At 35.8% G+C, this 16,354-nt stretch carries 11 protein-coding genes and 1 tRNA gene; 3 read left to right on the plus strand and 9 right to left on the minus strand.

Annotated elements, in window-relative coordinates; genetic code table 11:
• Positions 1–111 precede the first annotated feature (111 nt).
• The 4 genes from BM088_RS09575 to thiC form a co-directional block, all read right to left on the minus strand.
• Positions 112–930, minus strand: coding sequence for a thiazole synthase (locus BM088_RS09575; RefSeq protein ID WP_245763788.1), 819 nt, complete (start codon positions 928–930; stop codon positions 112–114).
• A 42-nt stretch (positions 931–972) separates the two neighbouring features.
• Positions 973–1,182 carry a sulfur carrier protein ThiS gene (gene thiS / locus BM088_RS09580; protein ID WP_091983172.1) on the minus strand — a complete coding sequence of 70 codons (210 nt, stop codon included), beginning with the start codon at positions 1,180–1,182 and terminating at the stop codon, positions 973–975.
• A gap of 1 nt (position 1,183) precedes the next feature.
• Positions 1,184–2,284: a glycine oxidase ThiO gene (gene thiO, locus BM088_RS09585; RefSeq protein WP_091983173.1), complete on the minus strand. Its 1,101-nt coding sequence runs from the start codon at positions 2,282–2,284 to the stop codon at positions 1,184–1,186.
• 83 nt (positions 2,285–2,367) lie between these two features.
• Complete coding sequence (gene thiC / locus BM088_RS09590) at positions 2,368–4,332, minus strand: phosphomethylpyrimidine synthase ThiC (protein ID WP_091983175.1); 1,965 nt, start codon at positions 4,330–4,332, stop codon at positions 2,368–2,370.
• A 554-nt stretch (positions 4,333–4,886) separates the two neighbouring features.
• Here thiC and BM088_RS09595 point away from each other — a divergent pair.
• Complete coding sequence (locus tag BM088_RS09595; protein ID WP_177208002.1) at positions 4,887–5,258, plus strand: META domain-containing protein; 372 nt, start codon at positions 4,887–4,889, stop codon at positions 5,256–5,258.
• Between the two features lie 49 nt (positions 5,259–5,307).
• Here BM088_RS09595 and BM088_RS09600 read toward each other — a convergent pair whose 3' ends face one another.
• Entirely contained in the window at positions 5,308–5,703 is a 396-nt protein-coding gene (locus BM088_RS09600) for an acyl-CoA thioesterase (RefSeq protein ID WP_091983178.1), read from the minus strand.
• Positions 5,704–5,971: 268 nt separating this feature from the next.
• Here BM088_RS09600 and BM088_RS09605 point away from each other — a divergent pair.
• A tRNA-Ile gene (locus tag BM088_RS09605) sits at positions 5,972–6,048 on the plus strand.
• A 100-nt stretch (positions 6,049–6,148) separates the two neighbouring features.
• On the opposite strand, the gene BM088_RS09610 is transcribed toward BM088_RS09605, so the two are convergent.
• From BM088_RS09610 to exaC, 3 genes are all read right to left on the minus strand, one after another.
• On the minus strand, positions 6,149–6,559 hold the full coding sequence (locus tag BM088_RS09610; RefSeq protein ID WP_091983180.1) for a hypothetical protein: 411 nt from the start codon (positions 6,557–6,559) through the stop codon (positions 6,149–6,151).
• A gap of 157 nt (positions 6,560–6,716) precedes the next feature.
• Positions 6,717–10,679 (minus strand): PKD domain-containing protein, encoded by a 3,963-nt coding sequence (locus tag BM088_RS27555; protein ID WP_218156487.1) that lies wholly within the window; start codon positions 10,677–10,679, stop codon positions 6,717–6,719.
• A 107-nt stretch (positions 10,680–10,786) separates the two neighbouring features.
• Positions 10,787–12,307 carry an acetaldehyde dehydrogenase ExaC gene (exaC, locus tag BM088_RS09620; RefSeq protein ID WP_091983182.1) on the minus strand — a complete coding sequence of 507 codons (1,521 nt, stop codon included), beginning with the start codon at positions 12,305–12,307 and terminating at the stop codon, positions 10,787–10,789.
• Positions 12,308–12,436: 129 nt separating this feature from the next.
• On the opposite strand from exaC, the gene BM088_RS09625 reads away from it, so the two are divergent.
• On the plus strand, positions 12,437–13,342 hold the full coding sequence (locus BM088_RS09625) for an AraC family transcriptional regulator (RefSeq protein WP_091983184.1): 906 nt from the start codon (positions 12,437–12,439) through the stop codon (positions 13,340–13,342).
• Between the two features lie 106 nt (positions 13,343–13,448).
• Here the strand turns inward: BM088_RS09625 and polA are convergent, their stop codons facing one another.
• Positions 13,449–16,205 carry a DNA polymerase I gene (gene polA / locus BM088_RS09630; protein ID WP_091983185.1) on the minus strand — a complete coding sequence of 919 codons (2,757 nt, stop codon included), beginning with the start codon at positions 16,203–16,205 and terminating at the stop codon, positions 13,449–13,451.
• Positions 16,206–16,354 lie beyond the last annotated feature (149 nt).

Genomic DNA, 16,354 nt, shown 5'->3' on the forward strand with positions numbered 1-16,354 from the left:
ATATCGATAATACTGACTTAGATAGATAAATACTTATCATTACAATAAATTTTTACCTACGACCGAACTGCTTTCATATATTTATGATTTAAACCTACTCTTCATCTAGCTTTAAACCTGTTCATGCCAAAATGGTGTGCCTAATGTTGGCGTAGAAGCATGAGCAGTTTGCCTTTGTGGCATTATACCTGCTAAATAGCCTTGGCTGCCGGCTTCAATTGCATTGGCAAAAGCACGTGCCATTAATACAGGGTCATCAGCTAAAGCCACTGCACTATTCAATAATACACCATCGTAGCCCATTTCCATTGCAATACAGGCATCTGACGGCTTACCAATGCCCGCATCTAAAATTAAAGTCGCATCAGGTAGCCTCATTCTAATCGTTTCTAAATTATAAGGGTTCATTAAACCTTTACCTGTACCAATTGGTGAAGCCCAAGGCATAATCACTTCACACCCTAAATCATATAAACGTTGGCATATCACTAAATCATCGGTGCAATAAGGTAATACTTTAAAGCCCTCAGCAATAAGTTGCTCTGCAGATTTTAATAATTCAATAGGATCTGGCTGAAGGTTATAATCATCACCAATCACTTCAAGTTTTATCCAATCTGTCGCAAAAATTTCTCGGCTCATTTGAGCTAATGTAAATACTTCGTCTGCTGTTTTACATCCTGCAGTATTAGGTAATAACTTCAAACCTAGCTTTTGGATATGCTGCCATATTTGCGCACCGCTATGCTCTGATGGGTTTTGACGTTTAAGTGATAAGGTAATAACTTGCGAACCGCTGGCTTGTACAGCTTTACTCATAACTTCTGGTGAAGGATATAAAGCACTGCCAATTAATAAACGGTTTGTTAATTCCTCTTCATAGATAGACCAAGTCATATTAAGCTCCCACTGTTGGAGTAAATAAGACATTTCCGATCTTCAATACATCTTATATATGCAAACCTTGTCATATTAACCTCCTGCTATAGGAGACATAATATCTATTTTATCTCCTGCATTTAAAATTGTTTTGGCATAGTGACCTTTTGCAATAAATTTCGAGTTTAACGCCACTGCAAAACTCCCTTTAATATGCTTCTTTAGGCTATAGTCGATTAATACATCTGCTAAAGAAATTGACTCTTTGATCTGAAACTCTTGTGCATTAATTGAAATGTTCATGTTAACTCACTTGCTTAATAAGTGGATTTTTCAGACGTGAATCTGACAAATTGACAATACTTGATGAAAGTTGATCAGAAACAGCAACCAAAGCTTGCTGCAATACAATTGGCGCGAGTAAAAAACCATGTCGATATAAACCATTAATTCGGATTAAGCCATTTTCAGAATAAATCGCAGGGAAATTATCTGATAAAGCGGGACGACAAGCGCTTACTTGTTCTTTAATTTGAGCTTCAGCGAAGCCGGGATGAACGCTATAAGCTGCTGACAATAACTCAAGTGCAGAACGTACTGTCATGGGGCCAGTATTATCTGACTCAATTTCAGTCGCACCTATCACATAATGTTTATTTGGTTTAGGCGCTATATATAAATGATAATGGGGGTGCATTAAACGCACAGGTCTAAGAATATTTACTTCTGGTGCAAATAGTTGAAACAACTCACCACGCACAGCACGTAAACTCTTAAGATCATCTGCTGCACCTGTGCCTCTACAATCTATTACCAAATCGGCTAAAATCGTTTGTCCATTACAGGTAATTTTACCTTTTGAAACATTAGATACTTCACGATTCAAGTACCAATTTATACCTTCTATTTCTAATTGATGTGTTAAAGCTGACATCAATTTACGGTTCCCTAACTGACCTTCTTGAGGTAAATAAATAGCAGAATTAAAACGACGGGCAATTTCAGGTTCAAGATCCAAAAGTTGACTGCGATTTAACTTTTGCATATCACATTGGGGCCAGCGTGTTTGAATATGGCGTACAAAACGCTGCATATCTCCTACATCTTGTGTATGGGATATCACTAAAGAGCCTTTTTGTTGAAAAAAGGTATATTCTTTTAAACTTGCTAATATCTCAGGCCATAAAGATATACCTTGCATACCCATCTTTACAATTTCAGGGTCAGCAATTAAAGATTCACTAAAAGGTGTTAGCATACCACCAGCAGCACGGGCTGCACTACCAACACCTTTTTTATTTGACTTATCATATAGGTGAACATCATGACCTTGACGACCTAAATACAAAGCCATTAACCGACCAATTAAGCCACTACCTACTATGATAATTTTATTTTTTGTCATATTAAAGTCTGTAGACGGGGTTTTAACCGCGTTCACACAATGAAGAAATGCGAGACTATATTGCCTCGCATACGTAAATTTAGTTAAACAGGTTGATAAATTTCAGCACCAGCATTTTTAAACTCCGCCGATTTTGCTTTCATTTCAGCCTCAACATCTATCATTTTAACTTCAATAGACTCACCTAATTTATTTGGATCTATGCCTTTCGCTTCAAGATCTTTAGCATAATCACGTACTTCTTGTGAAATTTTCATAGAGCAAAACTTAGGACCGCACATAGAACAAAAATGTGCTACTTTTCCTGACTCCTGTGGAATCGTTTCATCATGATATTCACGCGCTCGCTCTGGATCTAAACCAATATTAAATTGATCGTACCAACGGAACTCAAAACGTGCTTTAGACATCGCATTATCACGAATTTGCGCTCCCGGGTGACCTTTTGCTAAATCAGCGGCATGAGCAGCTATTTTATAGGTGATCAGACCTTCTTTAACATCTTCTTTTTTGGGTAAACCTAAATGCTCTTTTGGTGTTACATAACATAACATAGCACAGCCATACCAACCGATTTGGGCGGCACCAATACCAGATGTAATGTGGTCGTAACCAGGTGCGATATCTGTTGTAAGTGGGCCTAATGTATAAAAAGGTGCTTCATCACAATGTTTAATTTGCTCTTCCATATTCTCCTTGATCATATGCATGGGCACATGACCTGGACCTTCGATAAATACCTGAACATCATGCTTCCACGCAATTTTAGTTAATTCACCTAAGGTTTTTAACTCTGCAAATTGTGCTTCATCATTAGCATCATAAACAGAACCAGGACGCAGACCATCACCTAGTGAAAAACACACATCGTATTGTTTTAATATTTCACAAATATCCTCAAAATGAGTATATAAAAAGTTCTCTTCATGATGCGCTAAACACCATTTAGCCATAATAGAGCCACCACGAGATACAATACCTGTTAATCGTTTAGCCGTCATAGGCACGTAACGTAATAAAACCCCAGCGTGAATGGTAAAGTAATCAACGCCTTGTTCTGCTTGCTCAATTAACGTATCTCGAAAAATCTCCCAAGTTAAGTCTTCAGCAACACCATTTACTTTCTCTAATGCTTGATAAATTGGTACTGTACCAATCGGAACAGGAGAATTGCGTACAATCCATTCTCGGGTTTCATGAATATAGCGACCCGTTGATAAATCCATAACCGTATCAGCGCCCCAACGGGTAGACCATACCAATTTCTCTACTTCCTCTTCAATGGATGAACCCACTGAAGAGTTACCTATATTCGCGTTCACTTTCACTAAAAAATTACGACCGACTATCATAGGTTCTGATTCTGGGTGATTGATATTGTTTGGTAAAATGGCACGACCACGAGCAATCTCGTCACGTACAAATTCAGGTGTGATAAAATCAGGAATGCTAGCCCCAAAAGATTCACCTTTATGTTGTGCAGAAAGCAGCTCTTCACGGATTTTTTCGCGACCCATATTTTCACGAATAGCAACATATTCCATTTCAGGTGTAATGATACCTTGTCGAGCATAATGCATTTGCGTAACATTTTTACCTTCGATACCACGGCGAATTTTTGGTAAATGATCAAAACGAATATGATCTAAACCTTCATCGGCCATACGTTGTTGAGAAAACTGTGAAGTCACAGATTCTAATAGCTCAGTATCATCTCGACCTTCAATCCAAGACTCTCTAAATTTAGGTAAACCTTTACGTACGTCTAGTACAAACGCTTCATCGGTATAAGGGCCTGAAGTATCATAAACTAATACAGGATCGTTTTTTTCAACAATAGGGTTATCTTCTGGGCCACTAATATAAGTATCTGTTAAAGTAATTTCACGCATACCAACACGAACACCGGGTATATCGCCTTCAACATATATTTTCTGCGAGCTCGGAAATGGTTGACCTGTTAAATTATAAATATACTCAGAAGCAGATTGTCGTTCTTCTCGACGGGATGATTTTACTTTTTTACTTTTTGAATCTATTTGTGACATGACATAAACCTCATTGCTATTAATGACGGCTTGTCAGGAAAGTAGAGAATGCCAAAAGGCACGAGTGAACTGGGCTCAAGTGATACAGGCAATGTAAAGCCTGAATCCCCTTATTTGAGTGATGTATTCAGCCCAATTATGTAAAAACAATAAATTAGGAGGAATAAACAACCCTAACTTATGTGGGGAAGCTTGTTTCCTACGTAGATAGTCCACACTAAGGTGACGTCTAATCAGGTTCACGGATCCCGCAAATGCGATCTCAGCTTAATATATACAATAAAATGTATATCAAAAGCACTCCGACAAGTAACAGCCAGCAGCTTACTTATATTCAGATTGTAAGGCAAGTAATACCGTAAGAATAAAATGAACATTTCCATAAAGATTTTGTCATAGAAAATGTTGAATAATTAACAAAATAGCTGCAAAAAATATTTTAAAACTTTGCTACTATTAATAAATTAGATCTATTTAAAATAATATTGAGCTTTTTCATGAAATTAACTGCATTTTTAGCGAGTATTTGCGTTTTATTTACTAGTGGTTGTCAAATGACAAAAACAGTAGATGGTGACCAACTAAAACACCAAAACTTTAAATTACATACAATAGACAAAAAAGCAGTTGAAACAATAAAAGTTGTGAATATTGAGTTTATTGAAGCCATGCGTACAAATGGCTTTGCCGGTTGCAATCGTTTTTTTGGTCAAGCAATCATAGAGGAAGGAAAATTTAAAGTAGATAAAATTGGCATGACTCGAAAATCCTGTGGCACTGATATCAATAAAATAGAAACAGATATTATTGATACCTTATCCACTTGGTCTGACATAACTCTTGAAAATGACATACTCACCATAAAAGGCAAACATGAACTCATGTTTAAAATAACCAGTGGTTTAAATAAAATAATGAGTAAATAGAAACTTAATATTAGGATTGGAGCTTAACTTCCGACCCTACTTACAGTTTTTATTCAGCAGGAAATACACTATTAATATAGTCAGGTAAAAATGGACGACCCCGCTCATTTAAAGATGTGCCAATAATCAAAGCATCTATTGCTACTTTTTGATCTTTTAAACGCACTATCTTTTGCCTAAAACCAAACCTCACCTTAGAAATTCGCTCAGGTACAACCTCTACATAAAACTCATCACCCGGAATTAAAGATAATTTAAAATCAATCTCACTACGTACAACAACTAAATTAATTTTATCAGCTGCCAATTGCGCAAAATCGACCTTATTCGCAGCTAAAAATTCATGACGCGCATGCTCTAAATAATTAAAGTACACACCATTATTAACAATTCCCTGTAAGTCACATTCGTAATCACGCACTTTTAGCTCAAGTTTAAATGTCATTTTTTGGTCTTTCCTTAATTTGATAAATAAGCTCTAAAATAAAAATGATAATTTATCAAATAACAGAGGAAAATCATAAAAACCGATAAAACGAGTAGAAGTATATTTATAAAATGTACTAAAAAAAGACAAACCGAACACAAAACAAGCATTCAATCTAAAATTAAATAAAAATACCGCTCAAGGTGATGACAACAGGAAAAAAAAATCATATACTTCAACCCGCTTCAAATATCAGAGTATTGATATATTAAAAGCTTTTAAAAGTGGCCCTTTAGCTCAGTTGGTTAGAGCATACGACTCATAATCGTCAGGTCCCCTGTTCGAGTCAGGGAAGGGCCACCATTTTTAAATTCAAATCATTTCATCTTAATATTTACTTCTGAAATAATCAATTTTAAATGTTACTTGTACCTATAACAAATGCACAATATCCTATTTTTAATTACCAATAAAAATTTTTCAATATCGGAATGTTTTTTATATTTTGCATGCCATAAAAAAGATATATAGAAAATATATTCGTCACGAGAATCAAAATCACAGACATTACGCGATAATAAATAAAATCGTCTGGATAAAAAATCATGGCTAATAACATGATTAAAACGGTTGTTAAAAACAAAGTTAATACCGTACGCCAAATATACCGCCATGTATTAATAATTAGACTAAACGGACTTTGAGTTGATAAGTCTTCTTTAATATAACAATGAAGCTGAAATATAAATCCGGCTAAGACAGTGAAAGCAATCAAATACTGATATAAATAAAGAAACATATCTGATGCAAGTATAAATAGAACAAGTAATGTCCAAGCTAACAACATGGGAATATGAAAAACTTTATTGAACATAAGAAACTCTGAACATATATAAGTGATGCAAAAGTTTACCTAACATTTTTGTTTATTGTTGTAATAAGCTTTATAAACTTGATCTATATCTTATTGATAGTAAAAACCCCTTAAATATAAATTTAAGGGGTTTTTATTTAATCACTGAGCAACTTAATTAATGATTATGTGATTCAGAACCATGACTATGTACTTTATTTAAAAATCTAGGTGTGCCTGGTGATGTTATAAATGACGCATCGGGTTGACCTTTAAAGCAATTTAAAACCCAAGGGAAAGCATCTGTAATGTAATAACCATACTGTCCATTTACTTCCATACCATTACATTCATCTAAATCACCAGAACCTTGCACATACTCCCAATCATTTCGAAATTGACCATCATAATTATCACTCACTATGCCACCATTTCCAGCCGTAGGTGTTAAATATGACCCTTCCGCTTGCCTAACACCACCATTATTACGCAGTGCATAACTCGATGTTGCTTTACGTACAGAACCTGTTTGAGAATCTAAAAAACATAAACCATATACAGGATAACCATCAGCCGCAAAACCAATAACAGGAGAAGCATTTCCAGATACATCACATGTTTGATCAAACATTGCTTTTGGATTACCATGGTAATGATATAAACCTGTAGGTTGTGGATGTGCATTATGTTGATCTGTTCCAAAATTATTAGAGGCAGACATCGGGTCGTAGCGCCATGGATGTGACATATCATTACACCCCACTTTTTCACGCCCTAAAGGCTCATTTCCTTCGTTGTAGCAAGCTGCAGGTAAAATATCAACTTCAACCCCATTAAGTGTTATGACATTAGTTGTGCCTAAGGTTAGATCTGTTACATTCGTCGCTTTTACGGGTGATGCAGGGATATTATAATTTAATGTATTTTTAGATACGTTAGTTGCAAATGAAGCACTATTATCATTAAAGTCATGATTAGGAATAGAATCTGATACTAAATTACAACTAGTTTGTGAAGCCGTGATTGTTATGTTGCCGGTAAAGTTTGAGCTATTTTTTATATCTGATACCGTAGAAAAGTATGTACCAACATAACTTGTACATGAATCATTTCGATTTACAAACTCATCATTTGTAATATCTACATTGGTATTTACAGCAGTCACACTCACTAAATCTTCTAAGCTCGCTTGTTGTCCATCATTCACGATTAAAGATATAACATATTCTCCTGGAATATCAGGAGTTAATGTTGTTGTTACATCTGTTTGAGTTGATAAACTCACTTCGCTATAAGTAGGTTTAGTTTGTATTATCCAATTGTATGTCAAAGTATCATTTTCATTATCTGTACTTGATGAACCATTCAGAGTTACTAATATTCCAGTAGTCAGCGTTTGATCTCCGCCAGCATTAGCAATAGGTGCTTCATTGGCTTTAGAAGCCGTGACATTAACAGAGTCTGCAGTACTGTCTATTACTCCATCATTTACAATTAATGTTGCCTTATAGACACCATCAACATCGGGAGTAAACGTAGGTTTTGCTGCACTACTATTTGATAACACTGCACTGCTTCCATTGGGTATTACTAAACTCCATTTATAAGACAGTGGATCTCCATCAGGATCTGAACTGCCTGAGGAGTCTAATGTCACTGAACTTCCTGTAGTAATAGATACATCATTACCCGCATTAGCAGTAGGCGCATTATTAGCTTTAGAAGCTGTGATAGTGACTGAACTTTCAGCACTGTCTATTGTTCCATCATTCACAATCAATGTTGCCGTATATACACCATCAACATCGGGTATAAACGTAGGTTTTGCAGCACTATTATTTGATAACACTGCACTGCTTCCATTGGGTATTGCTAAACTCCATTTATAAAACAGTGGATCACCATCTGGATCATTGCTGCCAGAAGAATCCAACGTGACTGTGCTTCCCGTTGTAGCAGTTGTATTATTCCCCGCATTGGCAATGGGTGCTTCATTAGTTTTAGAAGCAGTAATAATCACTGAGCTTGGCGTACTATCAATTGTTCCATCATTTACAATTAATGTTGCTGTATATGGGCCATCAATATCTGGTGTAAAAGTAGGCTTTGCAGCACTATTATTTGATAACATAGCGCTGCTCCCGTTAGGAATTGATAAACTCCATTTATAAGTTAAAGCATTTCCATCAGGATCTGAACTAGCTGAAGCGTCTAGCGTTACCGAGCTCCCTGTTGTAACAGATATATCATTACCCGCATTAGCAGTAGGCGCATTATTATTTTTTATTACCGTAATTGTACTGCTATCTAATGGGCTATTTTCAATACCGTCATTGACAACTAAACTTGCAATATAACTCCCTTCGATATCGGGTGTAAAAAATGGGTTTACGACTACTTTCGAGCTTAAGTTAGCATTACTATTGATAGGTACCTTAAGTGACCATGAATAGGTTAAAGTATTATTATTTAAATCACTACTAGCTGAACCATCTAGGCTTACAACCGCACCAATACTAACAACTTGATCTCCACCAGCATTAGCTACTGGGGCTACATTTGAATTCGTTACCACTATATTTACAGTATCTTGGACACTATTTATAAAGCCATCATTTACAATCAAAGATATTGAATATTCCCCTATAATATCAGGTATAAAAGAGGGTGTTGCACTTGTTGTATTATCTAAATTAACATTGCTATTTTGAGGTTTAGATAAACTCCAAGCATAAGTTAATACATTGCCATCAACATCTGAACTATCGTTACCATTTAAGTTAACTGTTTGACCTAGTTCAATGTTTTGATCTACGCCTGCCTGAGCGACAGGAGCTGTATTTGTGGCTTTATCAACTTCAAATTGTGCCAGTACCTGAACTTCTGATTTAACTTTATTTACAAACGACTCGATATCTATGATTTCATCAGCGATTACTTGGGGGATCATTGCAGTTTCAAAAGCAATAAAATCTCCCAGTATTAAATTATTTTTTAAAACTTCAATTAAATTTAATTTATTTTCATTTGATAATACTAACCCGTTTAATAAATCAAGTTCAGCTAATACCTCATCAACAACTTCATTTTTAGCTTTTTCAAGTTCAGTTGTTAGTTGCTCCGTTTCCAGTACAGATTTAATTTTTTCCACAACTTGATGTGTAAAAGGTGAAATAGATAATTCACTTAAAACTTCATTTTGAGTGTTTAAAGTAGGCAAAGGTGGCATAGCTAACGTGAGCGGGTTATTCTTAAAATCTTTTTCAGGTCTACCAATATCTTTAGCCCCCTCTCCAATATAAGCCCTAAAAACCTTTAACTTAGCTAAAGCCATCAACTCAGCTGTTATAATTAATTGATACTCTCCAATACTATTAGTTTTTACATTAGGTTCATTATCATCAAGCTGTTCATTATTATTAGTATCTAAATAAACAATGGCATTACTAATATAATCATCAATAACTCGCCCATTTAAAATGACAGAATCTGTAACAGTTAAAGTTAAATTTTGCTCAACAATACCACCTTGGCTATCGTTTAACGTAACGAGAATATCAGAATAAGTTCCTGAATCAGAAGTGGAAGGCGATAAGGTTAACTCTGCACTAACGGAATCAAAATTGACCCAATTAGGCAGCCCATTTACAGATATTGAAACTTGATCTAAATCGAGATCTTCAACAATTAATTTTATAGTATGAATTTGGGCTTCTGATAACTCATAATTTAACCCACTCGTTAAACTTGGGAGCCTATTATTATTTATAACTTCAATACTAAAAGCTGGTAAAGCACTATCTACTTTTTGGTCTGTGACCGATATTATTATGTTTGAATATATTCCGGAGTCATTATAGTTTGGAGTACCTGATAAATTTCCTGTACTCGTCTCAAAATCGGCCCAGCTAGGTTTATTTTCGATTGAAAATGACAGCGGATCACCATCAGTATCTGAAGCAATAGGTAAAAAACGATATATATTGTTTTCAATCACACTGGCATCTGGAGTCCCAGATATAACTGGCACAGAATTTACAGGTACTTCAGCTTCACTATTATTACTTTCACTACCACCACCGCAAGCAATCAATAGATATGATAAAAAAATAATAAATAAACTAACTTTTATCTTTTTCACAATACACCTACTCTAAAACAAATAACTTTAATAGATTTAAGAGTAGACAATAAATGTGCAAAGAGAATGAAAGAGCCTATCGTTAGACTCTTTTATTTTGCATCTAACTAGAAAAACCCTAAGGGACTTGTATCGTAACTCACTAATAGATTTTTAGTTTGCTGATAATGCTCGAGTGCAACTTTATGAGTTTCGCGCCCTACACCTGATTTTTTATAACCGCCAAATGCAGCATGCGCAGGATACATATGATAACAATTTGTCCACACGCGACCTGCTTGAATTTTACGACCCATACGATAAGCGACATTCATATCTCGGCTCCAAACACCTGCACCTAAACCAAATTCAGAGTCATTGGCTATCTCTAAAGCTTCTGCTTCAGTTTTAAAAGTCGTAACAGAGATCACAGGGCCAAAAATCTCCTCCTGGAAAATACGCATTTTATTATTGCCTTTAAGCAAAGTCGGTTGAATATAATATCCATTAGAATACTCATTATTTAATTGCTCAATATCACCGCCAATTAATAGCTCTGCGCCCTCTTCTTTGCCGATATCTATATATTGTAATATTTTATCAAACTGCTCTTGTGAAGCTTGAGCTCCTACCATAGTGTCAGTGTCTAATGGATTACCACGTTTAATTAATTTAGTGCGTTCTATGATTTTAGCGACAAATCCCTCATAAATATCTTCATGAACAAGTAAACGGGAGGGACAGGTACACACTTCACCTTGATTAAAGTAAGCAAGCACAACCCCTTCAATACATTTACTTAAATAATCATCTTCATGATCCATTACATCTGGGAAAAAGATATTAGGAGATTTACCGCCTAGTTCGACTGTAGAAGGAATAATATTTTCAGCAGCACATTTCAAAATATGTGAGCCAACTGGTGTAGAACCCGTAAATGCAATTTTTGCTATACGTGTACTGGTTGCGAGTGCTTGACCTGCTTCTGCACCATAACCATTTACTATGTTAAGTACGCCTGCTGGCAATAGGTCTTCTATTAGCTCCATTAATACCAAAATAGATGCAGGTGTTTGTTCCGCAGGTTTTAATACAATACAGTTACCTGCAGCTAATGCTGGCGCTAACTTCCAAGCAGCCATCAAAATAGGAAAGTTCCAAGGAATAATTTGACCGACTACACCTAACGGTTCATGAAAATGATAGGACACAGTATTCTCGTCAATATCACCTATACTGCCTTCTTGTGCACGTAAACAACCAGCAAAGTATCTAAAATGATCAACTGCTAATGGAATATCAGCAGCTAAAGTTTCTCGTACTGCTTTACCATTATCCCAAGTTTCAGCAACTGCTAATAAAGTTAAGTTTTTCTCTAAACGATCAGCAATTTTAAGTAAGGTATTTGAACGTACTGTAACTGAGCTTGCTCCCCAAGCACCTTTGGCTTTATGTGCCGCATCAAGTGCCAGTTCAATATCTTTTTCATTAGATTGAGGGATCTCACAGATCTTCTTGCCATTTACCGGGCTTAAGTTATCAAAATATTGCCCATCTTGTGGCTCAACCCATTGACCACCTATAAAGTTTTGATATCTAGGTTTAAAGTTCATTACTGCATCGTCAGTTCCTGGTGCTGAGTAAATCATGACACTTTCCTTTTTATTTTTTATATGGCTAATATTTGAACTTATCTTAAAAAAGTGTCATAAACTGTACTGCTAATTCACAAAAGTTGACTGTCAGTACAAAGTGTAAATTCATATTGAAGGAAAATGATGATCACCGAGTTTCTTAATAATAAAAAAACTGAGCCAAAGGTTTTGGTAGAAAATAAAATAAGCTTTAATGGACCACAGTCACAACTGAGTATTTACGATACATTTGAGCCTGCACAAAAAGTACAGCTCAAATCAGATCAACCACTATTTTGCGCCATGATCAGTGGTAAAAAAATCATGCATAGTGATGATAACTATCATAGTGATTTTTTTCCCCACGAGTCTTTTGTGATGGCACCCAATCAAATCGTTGAAATTGATTTCCCTATTGCGCAATTAACGCAACCAACACGCTGTTTAGCCATTGAAATATCATCAGACCGTATTACTCAAATAGCAGAGCAGCTCAATTACAGCCAGCAGAAATCTAAAGAATTTGGCGATTGGCAATATCAACCACAAATAGTGCATACCCGTCACAATGCACAAACCCAAACGCTTTTACAGAGAATGACCCATATATATAGCGAAAATCATCAAGATCGCAGCTTTATGATAGATTTAGCAGTAAATGAACTGACGATAAGGTTGTTAAGACAACAAAGTAGAGCGCTAATGATGTCGTTTTGTATGCTACAAAGTGATTTCAGCGGCATGACAGCAGCGATAAATTATATTGAAACACACTTAGCTGACAATATAGAAATAGCGCACCTGTGCAAACTTGCTTGCATGAGTAGAACTAAATTTTTTAATGAATTTAAGCAAAATTTAGGCTGTACACCATTCGTATTTCAGCAACAGCAACGCCTAAAAAAAGCACATGAATTAATAAGCTCTGGACGACAAATTACGCAAGTATGTTTTGAACTTGGCTTTACCAGTTGCAGTCATTTCAGTCGTGTATTTAAACAGTTTTATGGTACGAGTCCTAAAACATTTCAACAATACCAATTAGGTTAATAAAGTAGTCACTTAATTATCAGAAATGATATTACCCTCTGCAATAAAAAAGATTTTACTCATTACAATAAAACCTTTTTATACTTATAAAATAATAATTTATTTTTTAATGGGCTTGATCCCAGTTATCACCAAAATCAGAGTCTGCGATTAATGGCACATCTAATTTAGCGGCTTGTGACATTAGCTCACAAATTTTTGTTGTATAAGCCTCTAAGCAATCTTCTTTAATTTCAAATACCAATTCATCGTGAACTTGCATTAAAATTTTAATTGTATCTTTGGGTTGTTGCTTAACCCATTGATGCACAATTAACATGGCTTTTTTGATGATATCAGCCGCAGTTCCCTGCATAGGCGCGTTGATAGCAGCACGCTCAGCCGCTTTTTTGCGTGGTCCATTTTTTGTAATATCAGGTAAATATAAACGTCTACCAAACAAGGTTTCAACATAACCTTGCTCCGTTGCTTTCTCACGTGTCGTTTCCATATAGGTTAATACACCTGGGAAACGCTCAAAATAAGTATCCATATAGTGCTGTGCTTCAGAACGTGGAATATCTAACTGATTAGCCAAACCAAATGCCGACATACCATAAATTAAGCCAAAGTTAACTGCTTTTGCTTTACGGCGCATGTCAGTTGTAACTTCATCAAGCGGTACAGAAAATACTTCTGATGCTGTTGCACTGTGTACATCTTTACCGCTAGCAAATGCTGTTAATAGACCTTTATCTTGTGATAAATGCGCCATTATCCGTAATTCAATCTGGCTATAATCGGCAGCCATTATTTTATGGCCTTCATCAGCAATAAACGCCTGACGAATACGGCGACCTTCTTCTGTCCTAATAGGAATATTTTGTAAATTAGGATCGGTAGAACTTAAGCGCCCTGTTGCTGTTACAGCTTGATGATATGAAGTATGTACGCGTCCAGATTCTTCGTTCACCATTTGCGGTAATTTATCTGTGTAAGTAGATTTCAACTTAGATAAACCACGATACTCCATTATTATCTTAGGCAGAGAGTAAGTTAACGCTAACTCCTTTAATACTTCTTCAGCAGTAGAAGGGGCACCTTTAGGGGTTTTTTTAATAACTGGCAATTGCATTTTTTCAAACAAAATAGCTTGAAGCTGTTTAGGTGAACTTAAGTTAAAAGGCTCTTCAGCTAAATCATGGGCCGCTTTTTCAAGCTCAATCAATCGTTCTCCTAGCTGCTGACTTTGCGCAGTGAGCATTTGACTATCAATTTTTACACCGGTTCTTTCTATATCAGATAACACACTTAATAGCGGCAGCTCAATATCTGTAAACACACTTTTAAGCTCTGGATCTTTATCAAGTTGAGGCCAAATTTCTTGATGCAAACGTAACGTAATATCGGCATCTTCTGCAGCATAATGTGCAGCCTGCTCTAAGGATATTTGATTAAAGGTTAATTGTTTTTTACCTTTACCAGCAATCTCTTCAAAACTAATATTAGTATGATTCAAAAACTTTAATGCTAAAGCGTCCATATTATGACGAGTTGACACACTATTTAATGTGTATGACTCCAACATAGTATCAAACGCAATGCCATTTAATTCATAACCTGCACGCGCTAATACACTTTTATCATATTTAAGGTTTTGTCCTACTTTGGCTTTATTTTCATCAGCTAAAATTGGACCTAGTTTTTTAAATACTAATTCTTTATCTAATTGCTCTGGTGCATCTAAATAATCATGTGCAAGTGGTAAATAAGCAGCTTCCCCAACTTTTACCGCAAAGCTCATTCCAACTAAATCAGCCTGCATATAATCTAAACTTGTAGTTTCAGTATCAAATGCAAATAGTTCGCTAGCATTAAGCTTTTCAATCCAAATATCTAACGCTTCTTCAGTTAAAATTGTTGTATAGTCTGCGTCTACATTTGGTACTTCAACTGGCGTTTCTTCACTTGACTCAACTGTTTCAGTTTTAGCCACTTTTTTTGCTTTTGTTTTAGTGGGTTTGTTTTTCAATAAATCCGCAATCCAACGTCTAAATTCAGATTCAGCATAATATTGGATCAACAGATCTTTATCTGGATCAACAATTTTTAGGCTTTCAAGATCTTCGTCTAATGCAACATCAAGTTTGATCGTTGCTAATTCATAACTCAGTGGTAAGTGTGGGATCGCAGCCGCGAGTTTTTCACCAATTTTGCCTTTGATCGATTTAGCGTTATCAATAACACCTATCAATGTATCGTATTTTTCAATCCATTTAACCGCAGTTTTAGGCCCGCAGCCTTCCACGCCAGGAATATTATCAACTTTATCACCCATTAATGAGAGATAATCTATGATGCGATCCGGTGCAACACCAAATTTTTCAACAACGGCATCTGAATCTAATACTTCGTCTGTCATAGTATTAATTAAGGTGACATGCTCATTAACTAACTGAGCCATATCTTTATCGCCCGTTGATATTAAAACGTCCCGTTTATTCTCAGTTGCGATACGTGCAAAAGTACCAATAACGTCATCGGCTTCAACGCCACCAATGCTGATCAGTGGAAAACCCATGGCTTTTATTATTTTATGGAGCGGTTCAATTTGACAACGTAAATCATCCGGCATAGACGGACGATTCGCTTTATAGTCAGAATACATATCATTTCGAAAAGTTTTGCCTTTTGCATCAAATATTACTGCAACATGACTTGGATCAAACTGTTTAACCAAGCTTTTTAGCATATTAACTACGCCATAAATAGCACCAGTTGGTTCACCTTTAGAGTTAACAAAATGTGGGGGTGAGTGATACGCCCGAAAAAGATAAGAAGAACCATCAACTAAAATAAGTGGGTTTTCTGGGATCTGAGCCATTGATATGGATCCTAATAATAATTATGCCGTGATTGATGGATTATACCCAAATAACCTAAATATGCGATATGACAGACTTATTAAAATGATAATTAATAAGATGTGGATAAGTGTGTAGATAAAAAAAATATCAAAAATCCTCCAAATGA

Origin of the sequence: Pseudoalteromonas denitrificans DSM 6059 (genome assembly GCF_900112265.1) — a bacterium.
In the GTDB taxonomy this organism is placed as follows: domain Bacteria; phylum Pseudomonadota; class Gammaproteobacteria; order Enterobacterales; family Alteromonadaceae; genus Pseudoalteromonas; species Pseudoalteromonas denitrificans.